General features: G+C 57.8%; 18 protein-coding genes and 2 pseudogenes. 8 read left to right on the top strand and 12 right to left on the bottom strand.

The window, feature by feature from the left end; all coding sequences use genetic code 11:
* Positions 1–139: 139 nt before the first annotated feature.
* From N2601_RS32960 to N2601_RS32970, 3 genes are read left to right on the top strand one after another with little or no spacing between them, the layout of a single operon-like run.
* Positions 140–757 carry a hypothetical protein gene (locus N2601_RS32960; RefSeq protein WP_260305880.1) on the top strand — a complete coding sequence of 206 codons (618 nt, stop codon included), beginning with the start codon at positions 140–142 and terminating at the stop codon, positions 755–757.
* A 9-nt stretch (positions 758–766) separates the two neighbouring features.
* Positions 767–1,414: a cytochrome b/b6 domain-containing protein gene (locus N2601_RS32965; RefSeq protein WP_260305881.1), complete on the top strand. Its 648-nt coding sequence runs from the start codon at positions 767–769 to the stop codon at positions 1,412–1,414.
* Between the two features lie 48 nt (positions 1,415–1,462).
* The gene (locus N2601_RS32970) at positions 1,463–2,215 is read left to right on the top strand and encodes a molybdopterin-dependent oxidoreductase (RefSeq protein ID WP_260305882.1); all 753 of its coding nucleotides are present in this window, start codon (positions 1,463–1,465) and stop codon (positions 2,213–2,215) included.
* Between the two features lie 14 nt (positions 2,216–2,229).
* Here the strand turns inward: N2601_RS32970 and N2601_RS32975 are convergent.
* The 5 genes and pseudogenes from N2601_RS32975 to N2601_RS32995 form a co-directional block, all read right to left on the bottom strand.
* Positions 2,230–2,477: pseudogene (locus N2601_RS32975) on the bottom strand (acetyl-coenzyme A synthetase N-terminal domain-containing protein); the annotation flags it as partial.
* 40 nt (positions 2,478–2,517) lie between these two features.
* Positions 2,518–3,246 carry a glutamine ABC transporter ATP-binding protein GlnQ gene (gene glnQ, locus N2601_RS32980; protein ID WP_260305883.1) on the bottom strand — a complete coding sequence of 243 codons (729 nt, stop codon included), beginning with the start codon at positions 3,244–3,246 and terminating at the stop codon, positions 2,518–2,520.
* The gene (gene glnP / locus N2601_RS32985; RefSeq protein WP_260305884.1) at positions 3,243–3,899 is read right to left on the bottom strand and encodes a glutamine ABC transporter permease GlnP; all 657 of its coding nucleotides are present in this window, start codon (positions 3,897–3,899) and stop codon (positions 3,243–3,245) included. The genes glnQ and glnP overlap by 4 nt, the downstream gene beginning before the upstream one ends.
* A gap of 90 nt (positions 3,900–3,989) precedes the next feature.
* A complete protein-coding gene (glnH, locus tag N2601_RS32990; RefSeq protein WP_260305885.1) occupies positions 3,990–4,721 on the bottom strand; it encodes a glutamine ABC transporter substrate-binding protein GlnH in 732 nt (243 codons plus the stop codon).
* Between the two features lie 184 nt (positions 4,722–4,905).
* Positions 4,906–6,252: an ArgE/DapE family deacylase gene (locus tag N2601_RS32995; RefSeq protein ID WP_260306112.1), complete on the bottom strand. Its 1,347-nt coding sequence runs from the start codon at positions 6,250–6,252 to the stop codon at positions 4,906–4,908.
* 146 nt (positions 6,253–6,398) lie between these two features.
* Between N2601_RS32995 and N2601_RS33000 the strand changes: the two genes are divergently transcribed.
* A complete protein-coding gene (locus N2601_RS33000) occupies positions 6,399–6,815 on the top strand; it encodes an Lrp/AsnC family transcriptional regulator (protein ID WP_260305886.1) in 417 nt (138 codons plus the stop codon).
* A 153-nt stretch (positions 6,816–6,968) separates the two neighbouring features.
* Here N2601_RS33000 and N2601_RS33005 read toward each other — a convergent pair whose 3' ends face one another.
* A complete protein-coding gene (locus N2601_RS33005) occupies positions 6,969–8,378 on the bottom strand; it encodes an aldehyde dehydrogenase family protein (RefSeq protein ID WP_260305887.1) in 1,410 nt (469 codons plus the stop codon).
* Positions 8,379–8,526: 148 nt separating this feature from the next.
* On the bottom strand, positions 8,527–9,930 hold the full coding sequence (locus N2601_RS33010; protein WP_260305888.1) for an aspartate aminotransferase family protein: 1,404 nt from the start codon (positions 9,928–9,930) through the stop codon (positions 8,527–8,529).
* Between the two features lie 177 nt (positions 9,931–10,107).
* On the opposite strand from N2601_RS33010, the gene N2601_RS33015 reads away from it, so the two are divergent.
* A complete protein-coding gene (locus tag N2601_RS33015; protein WP_260305889.1) occupies positions 10,108–10,575 on the top strand; it encodes an Lrp/AsnC family transcriptional regulator in 468 nt (155 codons plus the stop codon).
* 81 nt (positions 10,576–10,656) lie between these two features.
* On the opposite strand, the pseudogene N2601_RS33020 reads toward N2601_RS33015, so the two are convergent.
* The 4 genes and pseudogenes from N2601_RS33020 to pdxR form a co-directional block, all read right to left on the bottom strand.
* Positions 10,657–10,779 (bottom strand): annotated as a pseudogene (locus N2601_RS33020) (XRE family transcriptional regulator); the annotation flags it as partial.
* 42 nt (positions 10,780–10,821) lie between these two features.
* Entirely contained in the window at positions 10,822–11,724 is a 903-nt protein-coding gene (locus N2601_RS33025) for a dihydrodipicolinate synthase family protein (protein WP_260305890.1), read from the bottom strand.
* A gap of 12 nt (positions 11,725–11,736) precedes the next feature.
* Positions 11,737–12,369, bottom strand: coding sequence for a LysE family translocator (locus tag N2601_RS33030; protein ID WP_260305891.1), 633 nt, complete (start codon positions 12,367–12,369; stop codon positions 11,737–11,739).
* A gap of 119 nt (positions 12,370–12,488) precedes the next feature.
* Positions 12,489–13,928: a MocR-like pyridoxine biosynthesis transcription factor PdxR gene (gene pdxR / locus N2601_RS33035; protein WP_445945079.1), complete on the bottom strand. Its 1,440-nt coding sequence runs from the start codon at positions 13,926–13,928 to the stop codon at positions 12,489–12,491.
* A gap of 76 nt (positions 13,929–14,004) precedes the next feature.
* Here pdxR and N2601_RS33040 point away from each other — a divergent pair, with 76 nt between their 5' ends.
* The 3 genes from N2601_RS33040 to N2601_RS33050 all read left to right on the top strand — a co-directional run bounded on the left by N2601_RS33040 (position 14,005) and on the right by N2601_RS33050 (position 17,140).
* Positions 14,005–14,628 carry an FMN-binding negative transcriptional regulator gene (locus N2601_RS33040; RefSeq protein ID WP_260305893.1) on the top strand — a complete coding sequence of 208 codons (624 nt, stop codon included), beginning with the start codon at positions 14,005–14,007 and terminating at the stop codon, positions 14,626–14,628.
* A 95-nt stretch (positions 14,629–14,723) separates the two neighbouring features.
* Entirely contained in the window at positions 14,724–15,932 is a 1,209-nt protein-coding gene (locus N2601_RS33045) for a trans-sulfuration enzyme family protein (protein ID WP_260305894.1), read from the top strand.
* A 41-nt stretch (positions 15,933–15,973) separates the two neighbouring features.
* Positions 15,974–17,140: a M20 aminoacylase family protein gene (locus tag N2601_RS33050; protein WP_260305895.1), complete on the top strand. Its 1,167-nt coding sequence runs from the start codon at positions 15,974–15,976 to the stop codon at positions 17,138–17,140.
* Between the two features lie 102 nt (positions 17,141–17,242).
* Here the strand turns inward: N2601_RS33050 and N2601_RS33055 are convergent, their stop codons facing one another.
* Positions 17,243–17,866, bottom strand: a complete 624-nt coding sequence (locus N2601_RS33055) for a helix-turn-helix transcriptional regulator (RefSeq protein WP_260305896.1) — start codon at positions 17,864–17,866, stop codon at positions 17,243–17,245.
* Positions 17,867–17,875 lie beyond the last annotated feature (9 nt).

Here is a 17,875-nt window from a genome sequence, read left to right on the forward strand (position 1 = left end):
TCAGAAAATACCGGAAGGCTCGAACAATCCGATGACCTGCGCATGACAAAATTGTCATCTTATGGTCATCCTGCGGAGCCGGGCTCACTACTACGCTCCTCCATATGCCCTCAACAGAGCTTATGGAGCAACGAATACTATGTTCAGGCCTACCAAACTGACCGCTTTATGCGCAGCTTTTACAGTAGCCATTAGCTACGCCACGACGGTCAAGGCGCAGGAGACTGCGCCAAGCCGCGTTCGTGGCACCTTAACTGAAGTGTCGCCCAGTCAGGTGAAAATGCGGACGCGAGACGGCAAGGAACTGGAAGTCGCGATCAACAATGATACCAAGGTTGTCGCAGTTGCGCTTACGGATATCAGCGCTATCAAACCTGATAGTTATATTGGAACGGCAGCAGCGCCGCAGCCCGATGGTTCGCTCAAGGCTCTCGAAGTGCATGTGTTCCCCTCCTCTATGCGCGGTGTCGGCGAAGGCTCGACCCCTTGGGATCTTACGCCGGGAAGCACCATGACGAATGGCGCAGTCGGGAGCATTGTGGGGACAGACGGACGCGTTCTTACCGTCAAATATGGTGATGCCGAACGGAAAGTCTCAGTGCCGGCGGATGTTCCTGTCGTCAGCATGGAACCTGCAGATCAAACAGCTCTGTCAGTGGGTTCCAAAGCCCTTTTGCTGGCGGTCAAGGAAACGGACGGTTCATCCTCTGCCCGTTTCGTGATTGTTGGCAAGGACGGCCTCGCCCCTCCGATGTGAGAACATGAAATGCTGCCGAACCGCCCGCTAGCCAAGTCTCATAGCCATCCCATTCTCGTTCGAGCAACTCACTGGTTGAACGTGATTGCCATGGTCCTGCTGGCTATGAGTGGGATGGGCATCTACAATGCGCACCCTATTCTTCCCTTTGCCTTCCCCGAGGTTGTCACGCTCGGGGGGTGGCTGGGGGGCCATACGGCCTGGCATTTCGCAGCGATCTGGTTGCTGGTCGGAAATGGGCTCCTCTATATTTTTCATGGTATCGGCAGCGGATCATTGCATCGTCGCTTGTTACCCATTCGGCTTGGAGACGTTGTTCGTGAAATCAAGTTGGCTTTGGCGTTTCGCCTCCAGCACGATACCGGCTCCTACAATGCCACCCAAAAGCTTCTCTACATCACGGCCCTACTCCTGGGCGCCTTGATGGTCGCTTCCGGGTTAGCGATCTGGAAGCCAGTGCAATTCTGGTGGCTCACAAAGGCCTTCGGAGGCTTCGATTTTGCACGCGTAGTTCATTTCGCCGGCATGGCTTCCATGATGGCCTTCGTGGCGCTGCACCTGGTCATGGTCCTCCTTGTGCCGAGAACACTGCTATCGATGACGATCGGACATCGCTCGAGATCCGAAGGGCGCTGCAGCGACGAAGAGAGGCCCTGATCACATGCTGATGCCAAGAGCCTTCACGAGAGCAAAGGATCGCCGAACATGGTGAAACGCAAAGCTATAGATATAACCGATCACCGAAGAGAACTCGGGAGTTTGCAGCGGCGGCTCTTTCTTCGCGGAACGCTGTCGCTCGGGGCGGTTTCGATGCTGTCTGGTTGCAATCTCCAAAACGGAGATTCTGTCGACAGAGTCCTGTGGGCAATGTCGCGGTGGAATGACCGAGTGCAGGCGTGGCTATTTAGCCAGGAAAAGCTCGCTCCGACATACACTGAAGCTCAAATCACACGGCCCTTTCCATTCAATGCTTTCTACCCTGAAGACAGCGTTCCGGAAATCGACGGCGCCGATTACAAGCTCGAGGTCTCGGGCCTTGTCGATAACAGGCGTTCCTGGAGTCTCAGTGAGTTGCGACGGCTTCCCCAAGTTTCGCAGATTACGCGGCACATCTGCATCGAGGGCTGGAGCGCGGTGGGCCAATGGGCAGGTGTGCCACTGGGCACTTTCCTCAAAACGATCGGAGCAGATTTGACTGCTCGCTACGTCGGCTTCAGGTGCGCAGATCGCTACTATACGAGTCTCGACATGGCGACCGCTCTTCATCCGCAGACCATCCTCGCGCTCGATTTCGGCAAGGACCCTCTACCAGAAAAATATGGTTATCCTCTGAAGTTAAGAGTTCCGACCAAACTCGGGTTCAAGAATCCTAAACATATTGGAGCCCTGTTCGTGACGAATGATTACCCAGGCGGATATTGGGAAGATCAGGGCTACAATTGGTTCAGTGGCCTATAAGCTATTGCGACTTAGATGGTGAAGCGATCGCCCTTCTTGATGCCGTGCTCCTTCAAGACGCTCGCCATCCGGCAGAGATGGCGGTCGATGCAATTGTAGGAAACGTTGGTCTGGCCGTCCCTCGAACCACTTTGATCGAAACCTTGCCGGTAAAGGAGGCGTTCTTGACGGCGCTTTCCTCGTACCATTTCAGCTAGTTTTCCTTATTGATCAGGGCGCGCGCCTTCATCGGTTTGGTCATCGGATAAATCTTCTCCGACATAAGGCACGCGTTTTATGTCGTCTGATAAAACGAATGTCGCTTAGTGGACATGTTGGAGGAAGTCCCTGAGCCTCGGGTTCTCCGGATTGTCCAGCAGCACCTTCGGGTCGCCATCAACGGAGATTTTGCCACCCTCCATGAAAATCAGCCGGGTGCCAACTTTTCTTGCGAACCCGATTTCATGGGTGACGACAACCATCGTCATGCCTTCCTCCGCCAGCGACTGCATCACGCGAAGGACCTCGTGCCGAAGTTCCGGATCGAGAGCTGAGGTCGGTTCATCAAACAGCATGATCTTTGGCTTGACGGCCAGTGCGCGAGCAATGGCTACGCGCTGCTGTTGTCCGCCCGACAGTTCTGCTGGAAAATGATCCGCCCTTTCGAGAAGCCCCACCTTTTTCAACAGGTCGCGGGCAAGTTCTTCGGCTTTGCGTTTCGGTACACCTCTGACCCATCGGGGGCCGCAGGCAACATTCTGTAGCGTAGTCAATTGTGGGAAGAGATTGAATTGCTGGAACACCATCCCGGCTTCCTGCCTGATCAACCGCACCTTGTTCTTGCCGTCATGGACACTGATCCCATCCACGATAAGATCGCCTCCGTTTATTCTCTCCAAAGAATTGATGCACCTCAGGAGGGTCGATTTTCCTGATCCCGAGGGGCCAATGAGAACCAGGACTTCACCCTTGTGGATTTCGAGATCCACATTTGTCAGCACCTTTATGCTGCCGAACTCCTTGGTCACATTCTTAAACTGGACAATACTCATAGCACGCGCATCCTTTTTTCCGCGACCCGCAACAGGAATGACAGCACACCGGTCATGATGAGGTAGATGACGGCCACGGCGCTCCAGATTTCCACCGCTCTGAAATTGGTCGCCATGATTTCCTGGCCCGCCCTTGTAAGCTCGGCGACACCGATTACGATAAAGAGTGATGTGTCCTTGATACTCACAATAAACTGGTTCCCGAGCGGTGCTAAAACACGCCGTAATGCAAGCGGGCCGACGATATTTGTGAGAACCTTCCAGCCCGGCATGCCCAGGGCCAAGCCGGCCTCGGATAGTCCCCTGTTGATTGAAAGCAGGGCGCTCCTGAAAATCTCGGCAATGTAAGCGCCCGAGTTGATGACAACGGCGATGACCGCAGCAATGAACGGATCGATTCGGATGTCGACCAGCAGCGGCAAGGCGAAATAGATAAACATCACCTGCACCAGCATGGGCGTGCCGCGGATCACCTCGATATATACGAATGCGATCGCGTTCAATATGACACCGCCATAGACGCGGCAGAGGCCCGCCGCGGCACCGACAGCTGATCCGCCAAAGAGGCCTATGAGTGCGATGACGATTGTAATTCGTGCACCCGCCAGAAGTTCTGGCAACGCTGTCGCTACGACAGACCAATCAAGTTCCATTTCTCCCCCTGTGAAGTGTCATGCGGAGCCTGCTCCGCATGACATCTTCCTTGCTCCAGAAAATTCAGCCGTCTCTACAGCCGCTGAGCTTCAGTTGAACCACTTCTTGTAGATTGCGTCGTAGGTTCCGTTGGCCTTCAGCTTGGCGAGCGAAACATTCACCTTGTCGCAAAGTTCACTGCCCTTGGGGAAGGTGATCCCATATTCCTCGGACTGCTTCGCATCGCCGATGGCTTTGACCTTGCCCTGGCCATTGGTTTTGATGAAGTAGAGAATGTTCGGCTTGTCATGGAGTGCAGCGTCGGCCCTGCCAGTCACGACTTCCAAGAACATGTTGTCACCATTCGGGAACTGCCGAAGCTCCGTCTTCGGAAGGTTTTTCTTGGCATAGGCCTCGCTAGTCGTTCCCGTCTTGACGGCAAGAACTTTCCCTTCCAGTTCCGCCGGACTGCTGATCTTGCTATCGGCGGGCACCATGAATGTCAGATCGCTGGTGTAGTAGCCGTCAGAAAAATCGATGACCTTTCCCCGTTCCTTGGTGATGGTGATGCCAGCAATCCCGACATCGACCTGCTTTGTCTGAAGCGCAGGCAGGATCCCGTTGAAGTCCATCGGCTGCAGCTTGTATGTGATCCCGATATCCTTTGCGATGGCATCCCAAAGCTCGATATCGAAACCCGTATATTTGTCGCCGTCCTTGAATTCGAACGGTACGAAGTCGGCGACCGTGGCGACCGTTACATCCTCGGCAAACGCCGGAACCGACAATGACATCAACGAAACGAATGCGCCGGCGCATAGCGCAGTAATAAAGCCCTTCATTTCTAATCCTCCCATTCAGGTCAGGTTGGGTGGTGACATGAGCACGCCCTCCAGAGTGCCCGGTATAAGAGGAGCGCCGACACAACAGCCCTCCTCGCCGCAAGTGCATTGCGGCTGAGTTCGATAATCAGCAATGTCGGATGGATCTGATCACAGCCGTCCGGGACAGCTGGGTGGTCAGATATCAAGCGTCCTCAACGCCGCACCAGGCCGCTGCAAATAAGGCGATCGTCTTGGTTACGTGCTTGAGGGATGTCAGGCTGACGCGCTCATCCACGGCATGGATGGCCTCGGCAACGGGGCCGTAGACAAGACTGGTCATGCCGCCATGTCGGGCAAAAACGGAAGCATCGAGATAGCAGGGCATCACGAACCTTTCGAGAGGCCGGCCCTCGCCATCAGCCATACGTTGGGCCATCGAGAGGCAGGTCTCGGCCTGCGAACCCGGCTCCAGTACGAATCCACCTTGCTTGACACCTACCCATTCGATCTCGGGACGCGGACATCCGGCGAGAAATGCGTCCGTCTGAAAAGCGCTCTCGACGAATTCCTCGAACTCCTTCGCGCGTACCGAGACATCTTCATGAGGATAAAAACCAATTCGGCCCTCGAAGCGGCATTCGCTGGGCACTGATGCAAGCCATTCGCCCCCAGAGATCGTGCCGATGGTCAATGCGATCGGATTGTCAACGGCATCGAACAGCTCGCCGGCTGCCGAATGCTGGCTCTTCCATCTGCTTTCCAGAACACGAAGTTGTTCTATCGTCTGATAAGCGACATCGATCGCGCTTCTACCCCGCGCAACCTCGAAGGGATGCGCCGGCACGCCCTGTACCGTGATCGCGAATTTCATCACTCCTGTATTGGCAGCGACCAGCTTCTCATCCGTGGGTTCAGAGATCAGAATTGCGTCGGCCTTGTAGCCTGCGGCCAGTACCATTGCGGCACCGTTGCCGGTCACTTCCTCTTCTATCACGGACTGGATTTGCACCTGGCCGTTGAGTTTGAGTCCGGCTGTATCCAATGCGTCCAACGCAAACAGATTGGCACAGAGCCCAGCCTTCATGTCACCGGCACCGCGACCATAGAGCCAGTCGCCTTCACGCTTGGCAGAATATGGCGGATACTTCCAACGCTGCTCGGGACCGGTTGGCACGACGTCGACATGAGCGTTCAGCGCCAGCGACCTGCCGCCTCCTCGCTCCGGCTCGCGGATGCCAACAACGATCCCCGTGTCCCCAAGCTGGATGTTCATCGGCGAGAAAGCCGCATCGACACCAATCAGGCCTTCATCGATGGCAAACCGATCCACCTTGTAGCCACGTTCGGACAATGCATCTGCAACGATCTTCTGCACGCCCGCCTCGTTTCCCCGGAGAGAGGGCGATTGGACGATTTCCACAAGGAAGGCCACTTGGCGTTCGAACCCCTCGTCCACCGCTTGCAGAATCTTATGCACCCGAGCTGGGTCCAACGCCTGCGTGGGAAAGGAGCCGTCCATACCGGTAAGCGAAACCGCGTTTTCCTGCATTGTCACCAAGACCTCCCTCCAATCCTTTGAAGGTAAGAATAGCCTTGCGGTTTGCTGACCGTAAAGCGCACATGTGCTAGCTAAACGCTTCTTTTTCTGATCATAACGCTATATGGTGAAGCGCAAATTGCCGCACGAGGCACGAAATGGACGATTTGGATAGGAAGCTTATCGCGCAGCTTCGACTAGATGGGCGGATGCCAGTAGCGATCCTGGCGGCCAAGCTCGACGTGTCGAGAGGCACCATTCAAAAGAGGTTGGACAAGCTCATAAGCTCGAATGCCATCCGGGGGTTTACGGTGCGCACACGCGAGGAAATCGACGCGAATGTTCTGCGTGCGATGATGAATATCAAGACTTCGGGCAAAAAGCCTGCAGCCCTCATAAAGGCGCTGAATGGATTGCCGGAGGTCGTCGCTCTCTACACGACAAATGGTGTATGGGATTATGTGGCAGAACTCCGCGCTGAAACGCTGGCGGATTTTGACCGGGTACTACGCGAAGTCCGAAGCATCGATGGAGTAGCGACTACCGAAACTAGCATATTGCTTGGTTCTGTTTGACGCGTTTTACGGCACCCAACAGATCATATTCAATGAGACGGTCGCTCGAGACTTATCCTCGAGGGGGATGCACTCGCCCTCCACAGGGTTAGTTGAGGACCCGTGCGGTCTGTCGCGAGCTGCAGGCTGACGGAAAAACCAGTGCGCGATCGCTCACCCGCGATTGATGCAAACGACCTTCGGCTGCGTCATTTCCTCGTAGGCAAAGCGAACACCCTCCCGGCCCATGCTCCCATATTTTGAGCCGCCGAAGGGCATGGCGTCAAAGCGGTAGTCGGAAGAATCGTTGATCATCACCCCGCCAGCCTCAATTCTGCCCGCAGCCTCGAGCGCGACACTAAGATTGCTGGTGAAGATGCCAGCATGGAGGCTGTATTCCGGATCGTTCGCCATTTCGATAGCCTCATCGAGCGTCTCGAACGGGGCAAGCATAACCACTGGCGCGAATACTTCCTCGTGCCAGAGGCTACAGGTCGTGGGGGTGCCTTCAAGTACGGTCGGGTGGTAGAGCGATCCCTGCCTGCGGTGCCCACAGAGCAGTTTGGCTCCGGCCGCGATTGCGTCATTGACCGCGATTTCCGTGCGTTCGGCTACTTGTCTAGAGATCATCGGGCCCACGTCAGTATCCTCGCGCAACGGATCTCCCGCCTTCAGCTTCTCTGTTGCTGTGATGAATGCACTGCGAAAGCGATCATAGATTCCAGCTTGTACGAGTATGCGCTGCGCACCGATGCAATTCTGTCCTGCAGCCCAGAAAGCTCCGGAGACGCAAGCTTCGACAGCCTTGTCGAAGTCGCAATCGCCCATGACGATGACGGGGGCATTGCCGCCAAGCTCCATCGCCAGCTTCTTCAAGCCTGCCGTGCGGCTGATGGCTTCGCCAGTGGCAAAGCCGCCGGTGAACGACACCATTCGGACATCGCGCGCAGCGACCAAAGCCCTACCAAGATCGGTTCCACCTACCGCCACTGTAATAACATCGTCGGGCAAGCCCGCTTCGCGAAGTGCGTCAACAAGATTGATTGCCGAAAGCGGCGTCAGCTCCGATGGCTTCAGCAGCACGGCATTCCCGCCGGCGATCGCTGGACCGAGCTTGTGAGCGACAAGGTTCAGCGGGTCGTTGTAGGGTGTAATGGCGGTTATGATACCGAGTGGCTCGCGGGTGAACCAACCGTGGCGCTGCTCGGATCCGGCGTAGGCGTCGAAGGGTACTATCTCGCCGGCGTTGCGCTTGGCCTCTTCTGCCGACAGCTTCAGAGTGTTAACGCAGCGGAGAACCTCCTTGCGTGCCTGGATAATTGTTTTTCCAGCTTCGCGAACAATGGTTTCTGCAAAGCGATTGCGGCTGCCTTCGATGATCTGCGCAGCCCCTTCGAGAATGCTGGCGCGCTGATGCCTTGCAAGCCCGCGCGACAACTCGGCGCCGCGACGGGCGCGTGCAAGAAGAGCGTCGACTTCGCTGGCGTCTGTGGCCTCGACCTTTCCTACCACGGACCCGTCGAAAGGACTTTGAACGGCAATCGACGCCAGGCTTGTCGTGACATGAAGTTTGGCAGCGGTCATAGCCGGCTCTCTATTCCTTGGTACGCCTCCTTGTGGAGGACGAGTTCATCCATCGAGGCTGGCTCAATGAGCCAGCCCATCCCCAATTCGATTCTAATGATATCTTTGCGGCCTGAATGGCGTCGCGGCAGGTGACGGCCGTGCTCACTCAGATCTTTTGGCCGTCGCGGACCAGTTCGTCCATTACCGAGCGGACTGCCTTCTCAGCAATAGAGACGATCTCGTCCACTTCTTTTATCGTTGTGACCAACGGTGGTGCAAAGCCGAGGATATCTCCATGTGGCATGGCGCGGGCAATCAGGCCGCGGTCGCGGGCCGCCTTGGAGACGCGGGCACCAACCTTGAGCGACGGATCGAACCGCTGCTTGTTCTCCAGATCGCCGACAAACTCGATAGCGCCCATCAAGCCGACGCCGCGCACTTCGCCGACGATCGGCAGCTGTGCGAACTTCTCCTTGAGTTGGGCCTGAAAATAGGCGCCGACCTCGCGGGCATTGCCGGGCAGGTTTTCCTTCTCGACGATGTCGAGCACCGCATTAGCGGCGGCCGCACCGATTGGGTGTCCGGAATAAGTATAGCCGTGCGAGAAAGCTCCAACCCTGTCAGCACCGTCTTCGAGTACCCTGTAGACCTTCTCACCAACGATCGATGCGGACAGTGGGAAGTAGGCCGATGTCAGGCCCTTGGCGACGGTGATCAGGTCAGGTTCGATCCCGTAATGCTGCGACCCAAACATCGAACCAGTTCGGCCGAAGCCGGTGATCACTTCGTCTGCGATCAGAAGGACGTCGTGCTTCTTGAGGACGGCCTGTATTGCTTCCCAATATCCTTCCGGCGGCGGCGTAATGCCACCGGTACCCAGCACCGGCTCGGCGATGAAGGCGCCGACATTGTCCGGACCCAGGGACTCGATCATTTCATCGAGTTCGGCAGCACGGCGGGCCGAGAATTCGCGTTCGGTTTCGCCGGGGTTGGCGCCCCAGTAGTGGTGCGGAACACCGGTATGATCGATCTGCGGTAGAGGCAGATCCATATGGTCGTGATAGAAGCTCATCCCGGTCATCGAGCCAGAGACCACGCTGCAGCCGTGATAGCCGCGCTCGCGCGAGATAATCTTCTTCTTCGTCGGCTTACCGCGCAGGTTGTTGTAATACCAGACGAGCTTGGCCTGGGTCTCGTTGGCATCCGAACCGGACATGCCGTAGAACACCTTGCTCATCTTCCCGGGAGCCATCTTCACCAGACGATCCGACAGGATCGCAAGCTCGTCGGTCGTGTGGGCGGCATAAGAATGATAGTAGGCCAGGCGATAAGCTTGACGCGAGATCGCTTCCGCGACCTCCGTGCGGCCATAACCGACATTGACGCAGTAAAGACCAGCAAAGCCGTCGATCAACTCGTTGCCGTGCGCATCCTGGATGCGGATGCCTTTCCCGGACTCAACGATTGTCGGCTCGCCAAGCTTGCCAGTAGCGAAATCCTTGAGCTGCGTGAAAGGATGCAAGACGCTATTGCGGTCTTTCTCGGCGATGTCCTTGATGCTGATGGTCACTTTGGCGGCCTTTTCTGTCGTCGCTTTCGGGATATAAGTGGATCGCCGACAGCCGAGGTGGCGACGAGATCCTGATAAACACACAGTCTAGGCATTTGTGGGGTTGTTTGACAGCGATGGTGATGGATAGTACGCAGGAATCCTGCAATAATAAAAGCCAATGCGCAGGATTTCTCCATGACTTACCTTGACCGCGCAGATACCGCCTTGCTGGACGCTGTTCAAAAGAACAATCGTCTGACATCAGAAGAGCTTTCCGAGTTGGTAAATCTGTCGCCCACGGCTTGCCAACGCCGCTTGAAGCGGCTGCGGGCTGAAGGCGTTATCGAAGCAGACGTTTCGATTGTCTCTCCTAAGGCGGTGGGGCGATCGGTTACAATGATCGTTCTGGTTTCGCTTGAACGTGAGCGTGCCGATATTGTCGACCGCTTCAAGACTGCAATACGCAATACGCGCGAAGTGATGATTGGCTACTACGTAACTGGCGATGCTGATTTCATTCTCGTTGTGACCGCCAAGGACATGGAGGGCTACGAGCAATTTACCCGGCGTTTCTTCTACGAGAACCACGACATCAAAGGGTTCAAGACCCTGGTGGTCATGGACAGAGTCAAAGCAAGCTTCGCCCTTCCGATCGACACTTAATCTTTCCGCGCGAGGCCACGGAATTAGCTGACGTCACATGAGCATGTTGGAAGACGGCCGCGTGTCAATCGCTTGCTTGGCGACGCGCGAAACACCGAGCAGGTCCGCAAACGCTTCAGCGCTCAACATGTCGTCCTCAGCGAGAATCTCCGCCACGCGGCGCTGGCCGCGTTCCCGTGCGGCAGCCAACGCAGCCTGGAGCTTAACTACCTGGTAGATTGTCCAGGTGTCGTCGAGTTCAACACGTCACAGGCCTTGCCGAACGCGCAACTGGTCGATTGCTGCGGCGACGCGCTGACGCGCCTCGTCGCTGAGCGGCAGAACCGGACGCGGCGGATCGACTTTGCACAGGTTGAGCAGTTCCGCGATGACATACATCACCCGGAAGCTGCCGAACTCCTTGAACAGCGTCCAAAGCGGCTCGAAGGCAGCGTCAATCTGCTTTACCCTGTCCGCGTCACCGGCCCGAGCCGCGCGCGTCAATGCAAGGGTCTCCGCGGGTAGCAGTCCTGCCACGACCGAGTACCATGCGTCTCCCCCTGCTAGCAGGGAAGACGCGCCACCCCAATCGCCGCTGTAGCCGACACGAAATTCGGACGGCGTCGTCGCTCGAATTGCGCTCAATTCTCCCGCGTAGTCATCGTCGGACGGAAGGGGCATCTTGACGGCAACGATGTTTGGAACATTGGACAGCCGGGAGATGAGGTCGCGCGAAAACGTAAACCGCGTGGTCCCCGGATTGTTGTAAATCGCGAGCGGCAACTGCCCCGCATCAGCGACCGCTGCGAAGTGCTCATAAACCTCCTTGTCGCGCAGAGGGACATAGGATACCGGGGCCAGAAGAAGACCGTCGGCTCCTGCCGCCTTTGCGTCACGTGCGAGCGCCTGCGCGTCGCTGGTTCGCAGCGCCCCAACCCCGACAATGATCGGGATTTCGCCGCCGACCGTTTCGACCGCCGTCTCGACGGCTCTTCGCCGCTCCTCCCGCGACAAAAACGCATAGGCGCCTGTGCTGCCAAGCAAACCTATCGAATCCGCCCTAGCATCCTTGATCTGCACCAGGATGTGGGCGAGAGCGGCGGTGTCCACCCCGCCAGAGGGATCGGCCGGAGTAATGGGAAATGCGGACAGACCTTCAAACAGCGACATGGCAAGAACCTTTCAAATTCGCGATAGGAGGAGTTTCACCCCGGCAAGGCCGAACGATAGGGCAAGCGTGCCTTCGATCCACCGTCGCGCGCGCCGATAGAGCCGGACCATCGGTCCAGTCGAAAAGAGGACGGCATACCCGCAGAAAATCGAGACACTGAGCACCGCACAGCCAACCAGAATGATGACCACTGTCGCAGTGGACGCATCAGGCCCAAGGCCAAGCGTCATGAGGGCGATCCAGGCAAGGATGGATTTCGGGTTCATCAGATGCATGAGCAGGCCGCGTCGGTAGAGCGCCAGCATCGATGATCGCGCACGATCGTCCTCGACCGTCGCTGCCTTGTCCGGTGACGTCGCAGCTTTCGCGGCTTTAAGCGCCAGGAAGATGAGGTAGAGCCCGCCGAAGATCTGCAGGGCGACAAGCGCGTCGGGATAGGTCTTGAGAACAGCCGACACGCCGGTTGCAGCCATGAGGCCCCAGAAGATGGACCCGCTGACAACGCCAGATGCCAGCGCCAGCGCTGCTCTTCGCCCATCGTTCATTGCCACGCCCATGATCCGCATGTTGCTCGGTCCGGGGCTTCCAGCAGCGATGATATAAGCCGTGAAAACGATCAGGAACTGATGGATATCGGCAGGCATAATCAAATCCATTTCCGTAAGTAGCGGGATTGCGCCGCGGCCTGAATACGCCTTTCTTCTGGCAGATCGGAAGCGCCAGTTTCGATAGATTTCTCTGGGCCAGTACGGGCTCGCTGAATCTAAAGGGCAAGCACGCTATGAAGCAGCTTCACCCCATCCGCGATCTTGTGAAGTGCGATTGAAGCATAGCCGAAGACGAAGCCGGCGCGGCGCTCGTTGTCACGTAAAAACAGGCGGGATATCGGGTAAATCCCAATGCCAGCCTCAAGGGCGGTCGCTGCAAGCCTTTGCTCTTCCAGGCGATCGATACCATTGAACCAGACGACGACGTGAAGGCCGGCCGACGTGCCGACGATCTCGACCTTTTCGCCAAAGGCCTGTTGCATGGCGGTGAGGAACGCGATCCTCCTGGTCGAATTCAACCGTCTCATCTTGCGCACGTGGCGCTCGTACGCACCAGATTCGATCAGCGATGCGAGCGCCTCCTGCTCGAAGGTGGCGCCGTGGCGATCGGCGATCTGCTTGCAGCGCACGAATGGCTCAACCAGCGCCTCAGGCAGGACCAGGTAGCCAAGCCGCAAGGTTGGTGAGAGCGTTTTGGAGACGGTACCGATGTAAACGACCCGATCGCGCCCTGACAGATAAAGAGGCGGTATCGGGTGCACGTCATAGCGATACTCTCCGTCATAATCATCCTCGATGATGTGGGCGTCCGCAGCCTCGGCCCACGCCACCAGCTGACTGCGCCGACCGACCGAAAGAACGCCGCCGAGAGGAAACTGGTGGCTTGGTGTGACGAAGGCCAAGGCGTGGCCGAACGGATCGGGGAGCATGTCGGTATTGAGGCCATCAGCATCGCAGGGAACGAGTGTCGTGTGCGCGCCGAGCGTCACGAAGACATTTCTGGCCATCGCATAACATGGTTCCTCAAGCAGGACACGGTCGCCCGTATTGACCAAAACCCGCGCACAGAGGTCGAGCGCTTGTTGCGAACCGTTGGTGACGACGATCTGCTCGGCCTGGCACCGGATGCCGCGGGCCCGCCACAGATATCCCTGCAGCGCTTGACGAAGTTCGATGCTTCCTGCCGGGTGACCATAGCCGAGACGCGCTCGACGCGCGATGACCGCCGTCGTTAGCGCTTTGCGCCATATCAGCTTGGGAAAATCGTCAGGCGCGACATCGCCATATCTGAAGTCGTATTTGAGGGTCGTTGTGCCCGGCAAATGGGCCGGAAGCTCCATGGCTCGCATCGCGTATGCCGACAGTGTCTTCGCCGCCGCCCGCGGCGCCTGTACCGGCGGGTCAAGCACGTTCGGTGCGTTGCGTGCCACCGTCGCCTTCGCGCCCTGGCGCACAGAGACATATCCTTCCGATATGAGCTGTTCGAAGGCGGCCGTGACCGTGGTTCTCGAAACACCGAATTCTTCTGCCAGGGCGCGCGTCGATGGGAGGCGATCGCCCGGCCGATAGACACCACCTGCAATCTGCTCGCGCAGCCCGAGATAAATGCTCCTTGCTGTCCCGGCCTTCGGCACGCTCACCCCCAACTGGACCAGATCGGTTCTCAGAAACTGGTCCTCCAATTTAAGCCAGTTGCCTGCGATAAAGCCGATGAGTCAAGGGAGAAGCGCTATGTACACGCCACCCGCCTTCGTCGTCGAAGACAAAGCCGAAATCTACGAGATGATAAGGCAATGTCATCTCGCCAACTTCATTACGGCAACGCCTTCCGGGCCGATGTCTACCCCCGTGCCGATGGTCCTGGAGGAAAACGAAGGGACGCTTGGGGTGCTTTATGCGCATTTGGCAAGACCAAATCCGCAATGGGATTGCGCGGTGATCGGCGAGGGTCTCGCGGTCTTCATGGGTCCGGATGCCTATGTCACGCCCTCCTGGTATCCGTCGAAGGCGGAGCATGCCAAAGTGGTGCCGACTTGGAACTACACCGCCGTTCAGGTCTCCGGCCCGGTCGAGTTCTTTCATGAAGCCGACCGGCTTTTCGAGGTGGTCAGCCGGTTGACCCGACGTCACGAAGCCGATCGGACATCACCCTGGGCGGTGACGGACGCCCCGGAAAACTTCATCAGCGCCCAGCTCCGGGGTATTGTGGGCATTCGAATGCCCATCACCAAAATCGCCGGCAAGCGGAAGATGAGTCAGAACCGATCGCAAGCGGACCGACAGGGTGTGAGGACCGGCCTGACGGAACGCCAGCGCATGCATGACCCGGCCGTTGCTGAAATGGTTCCCGACTGAATCCGAAACGGATGTCTTGGGGATCAATCATTCGCCGCGGTGGAGAGCGGCAGTTGGCCGAACCAACCGGCGACAAACACCACATAGAAAGTAGCATGACTAAAGACTTGTTAAACGATGACGATCGCGAAGAGGCCGGTTTCGATCTTGGTTTTGCCACACGAGCCATCCGAGGGGAGCTGGAACGCGCTTCTGCAACCACGCCTGGCAGACCCGTCCCCCTTTGCGGCCGTCCGATCAACCAGAATGACCGCATCAGGTCGTCTTTTGGCCAAGAAGACGACATCTCTGTCGTAACCAATGAAGGGCTGGCGGCAAACCTTGCTGGTCTTGAGGGTGCTGAAGCGGGTCTGGTGTTGGGATCGGGGCCTTCGGCACTCACTGCGCTTTTTCGCGCGACAACATCGCCTGGCGATCGCATTCTCGTGCCGACGTCCGCTTGCACCGCGACCACAGCCCTGATGCAGGCAATTCTTTCCGGCTTGGGGGTGGAAATGGTCGCGGTGGATTTTGCCGGCAACGCCAATCTACGAGAGGCTGTCAACAGCCGTACGCGGCTCGTCTATCTCGAGACACCCAGCAATCCACTCAATGGGATCGTCGACATTTCCGCGGCGTCGGCGGAAGCGCACAAGCGCGGACTGATCGTCGCGGTGGACAGCACGTTCGCGTCCCCGGTCCTTCAGCGGCCGATCGAACATGGCGCAGATGTCGTTTTCCACTCCTTCGCAAAATACATCAACGGACATGGCGATACGATGGGCGGCGGCCTTTTCGGCGACCGCGATCTGATTTCTCGCGTGCGAGCCGTCGCAACGGCTGCCGACAACAGGCAGACTCGTCTCAATCTCGATGCGGCGCATCTAATCCTTCGCGGCCTCAAGACCTTGGCGCTTCGCATGGAAAAGCACAGCACCACAGCCCATGCGGTTGCTCTGACGCTGGAATCGCATCCGGCGGTCAAATGGGTCCGCTATCCATTCCTGTCATCCCATCCGGACGCAGATACCGCAAAGCGCCAGATGTCGGGCGGTTCCGGCATGATCGCCCTTGGCCTCAAGGCCGGCGAAATCGGAACCCGTCACGTCGTCGAAAGGCTTCGTCTCTTCAGCGCGTCGCTCTCGTGCGGCGAGGTGGGAAGTCTTGTCTGCACCTCTGCCGATCTGTCCACCGCCCGCCGCATTTCGCTCCAGGCATCAGAGCTGTGCGAGACGCTGGGCGAAGACGTTATCCGGTTGTCCGTCGGTCTCGAAGACGCCGAGGATCTCATCGAGGATCTTTGGCATGCCCTGTCGGGCGTTTGAACGACCGCTCCAGCCCTCACCTCATCCAAGGCATTCACGTGATGCAGCATCCTGACTTCAGCCCTATCAGGGCAAAGCTCCTCGAGTTTCGACACCACCTCCATGGTATTCCCGAGCTCGGGCTGTCGGAAATCAAGACGCCTGCATTCATTGCCGAACAACTGGAATCCTGGGGCTACAAAGTCCACCGTGGAATAGCGACGACAGGGCTCGTGGCCAGCCTCGAACGAGGCCGGCCAATGGAGGCTATCGGATTTAGAGCCGACTTCGATGCGCTCCCGATGAGCGAAGAGACGGCCGTTCCCTACGCCAGCGAGCATCCGGGCGCCATGCATGCCTGCGGCCATGACGGCCACACGACGATGTTGCTCGGTGCGGCATGGGCGTTGGCGCAAGACCGCTCCTTCGACGGAACCGTGCACTTCATTTTCCAACCCGCCGAAGAAAACCTCGGCGGCGCCAGGCTGATGATCGATGACGGGCTGTTCGACAGATTTCCCTGCCAACGCATCTTCGCACTTCATAACCTTCCCGGATTGGAGGTCGGAAAATTCGCCACGCGCGCTGGTGCGATCGCCGCATCGATCGATGTGGTGACGATAACGGTCAAGGGTAAGGGTGGGCATGGTGCGCTGCCGGAAACGACTGTCGATCCTGTCGTCGTCGGCTCGAGCATCGTGATGGCGCTACAGACGCTGGTCGCGCGAAACGTTTCTCCACATGAGCGATCCGTCGTTACCGTCGGTTCTTTCCAGGCGGGTTCGGCCGCAAACATTATACCGGACATCGCGGTGCTGGAGATCAGCATGCGCGCGACCAATGCCGCTGTCAGGGCGGAGCTCCAAAGACGCATCGAAGAGGTCGCGGCCTTTCAGGCAAGGAGTTTCAATGCAGAGGTCGACTTCGCATGGGAGGTGGGCTACCCCGCCACGATCAATGCGCCGGCCGAGGTCGATCGAGCCGCGGCATCCATCTCAAGGCACTTCGGCGCGGATGCCTTCACCTGGCTGGACTCCCCCATGATGTTCAGCGAGGACTTCTCGTTCATGCTTGAACGTGTCCCGGGTGCCTATATCCTGATTGGCAACGGCAACAGTTCGGGCCTGCATTCTAAGACCTACGACTTTAACGATGCGATACTCGAGCGCGGCGCGGCGCTGTTTTATCACCTTGCGAAAGACGCCGATCGCTTGCGGACGGGACTGTAGAGGCTGCTTGATCACCTTTCTGACAGAGGCCAATCCGTTTGCAGGTCCGGCATTACTTGCGCAAGCCGGAGCAAAGGCTTGCATCGGGAGGTTGTGCCTCCCTTACAGGGCAATTCGACTTCGCGGGCGCTGCAACTCGGCAACGGCCATCACGAAGCGCAGCTCCCCCTTACCCTTATTGAGGTATGCATGCGGGCTTTCAGTGCGCGCAAGCACCGACGAGTTGGCTTGGACGACCTGTTCAGTCTCTTCGAGCCGGAAGGTTAATTCGCCGATCTCGACGTTCAGAAGTTCAAGCGTGCCGGGAGAATGGCCGGGAGATTCGAATACCTCACCGGGAAACATCGACCACCGCCAGAGCTCAATTTCGTCAGGACCGTTGGTGCCGACCAAAAGCGTCGCACTTCCCCCGTTCGGGCCACGCCATAGCGTCGAGGCGTCTTCGGGCGGCACGATACGCACCGGGACGCTGGAGGCGACACCGACGAAATCGGCAACTGAGACACCGAGCGCGGTCGCAGCACGGCAGAGCGTCGCAATGCTTGGATTGGCCGTGCCTTTCTCGATTTCGACCAGCATGCCCTTGCTGACGCCGGAGCGCCGCGAAAGTTCGTCGAGCGAAAAACCGCTCTCGCGCCGGAAGAGTTTGAGGTTTTGCGAGACTGTCGCGCTGACGCGCTCGACATCATCGACCGATGCGGTCGGTATATTGACTTTGTTTTCCATGGTCGGTAT

Origin of the sequence: Rhizobium sp. CB3060 (genome assembly GCF_025200735.1) — a bacterium.
In the GTDB taxonomy this organism is placed as follows: Bacteria; Pseudomonadota; Alphaproteobacteria; order Rhizobiales; family Rhizobiaceae; genus Rhizobium.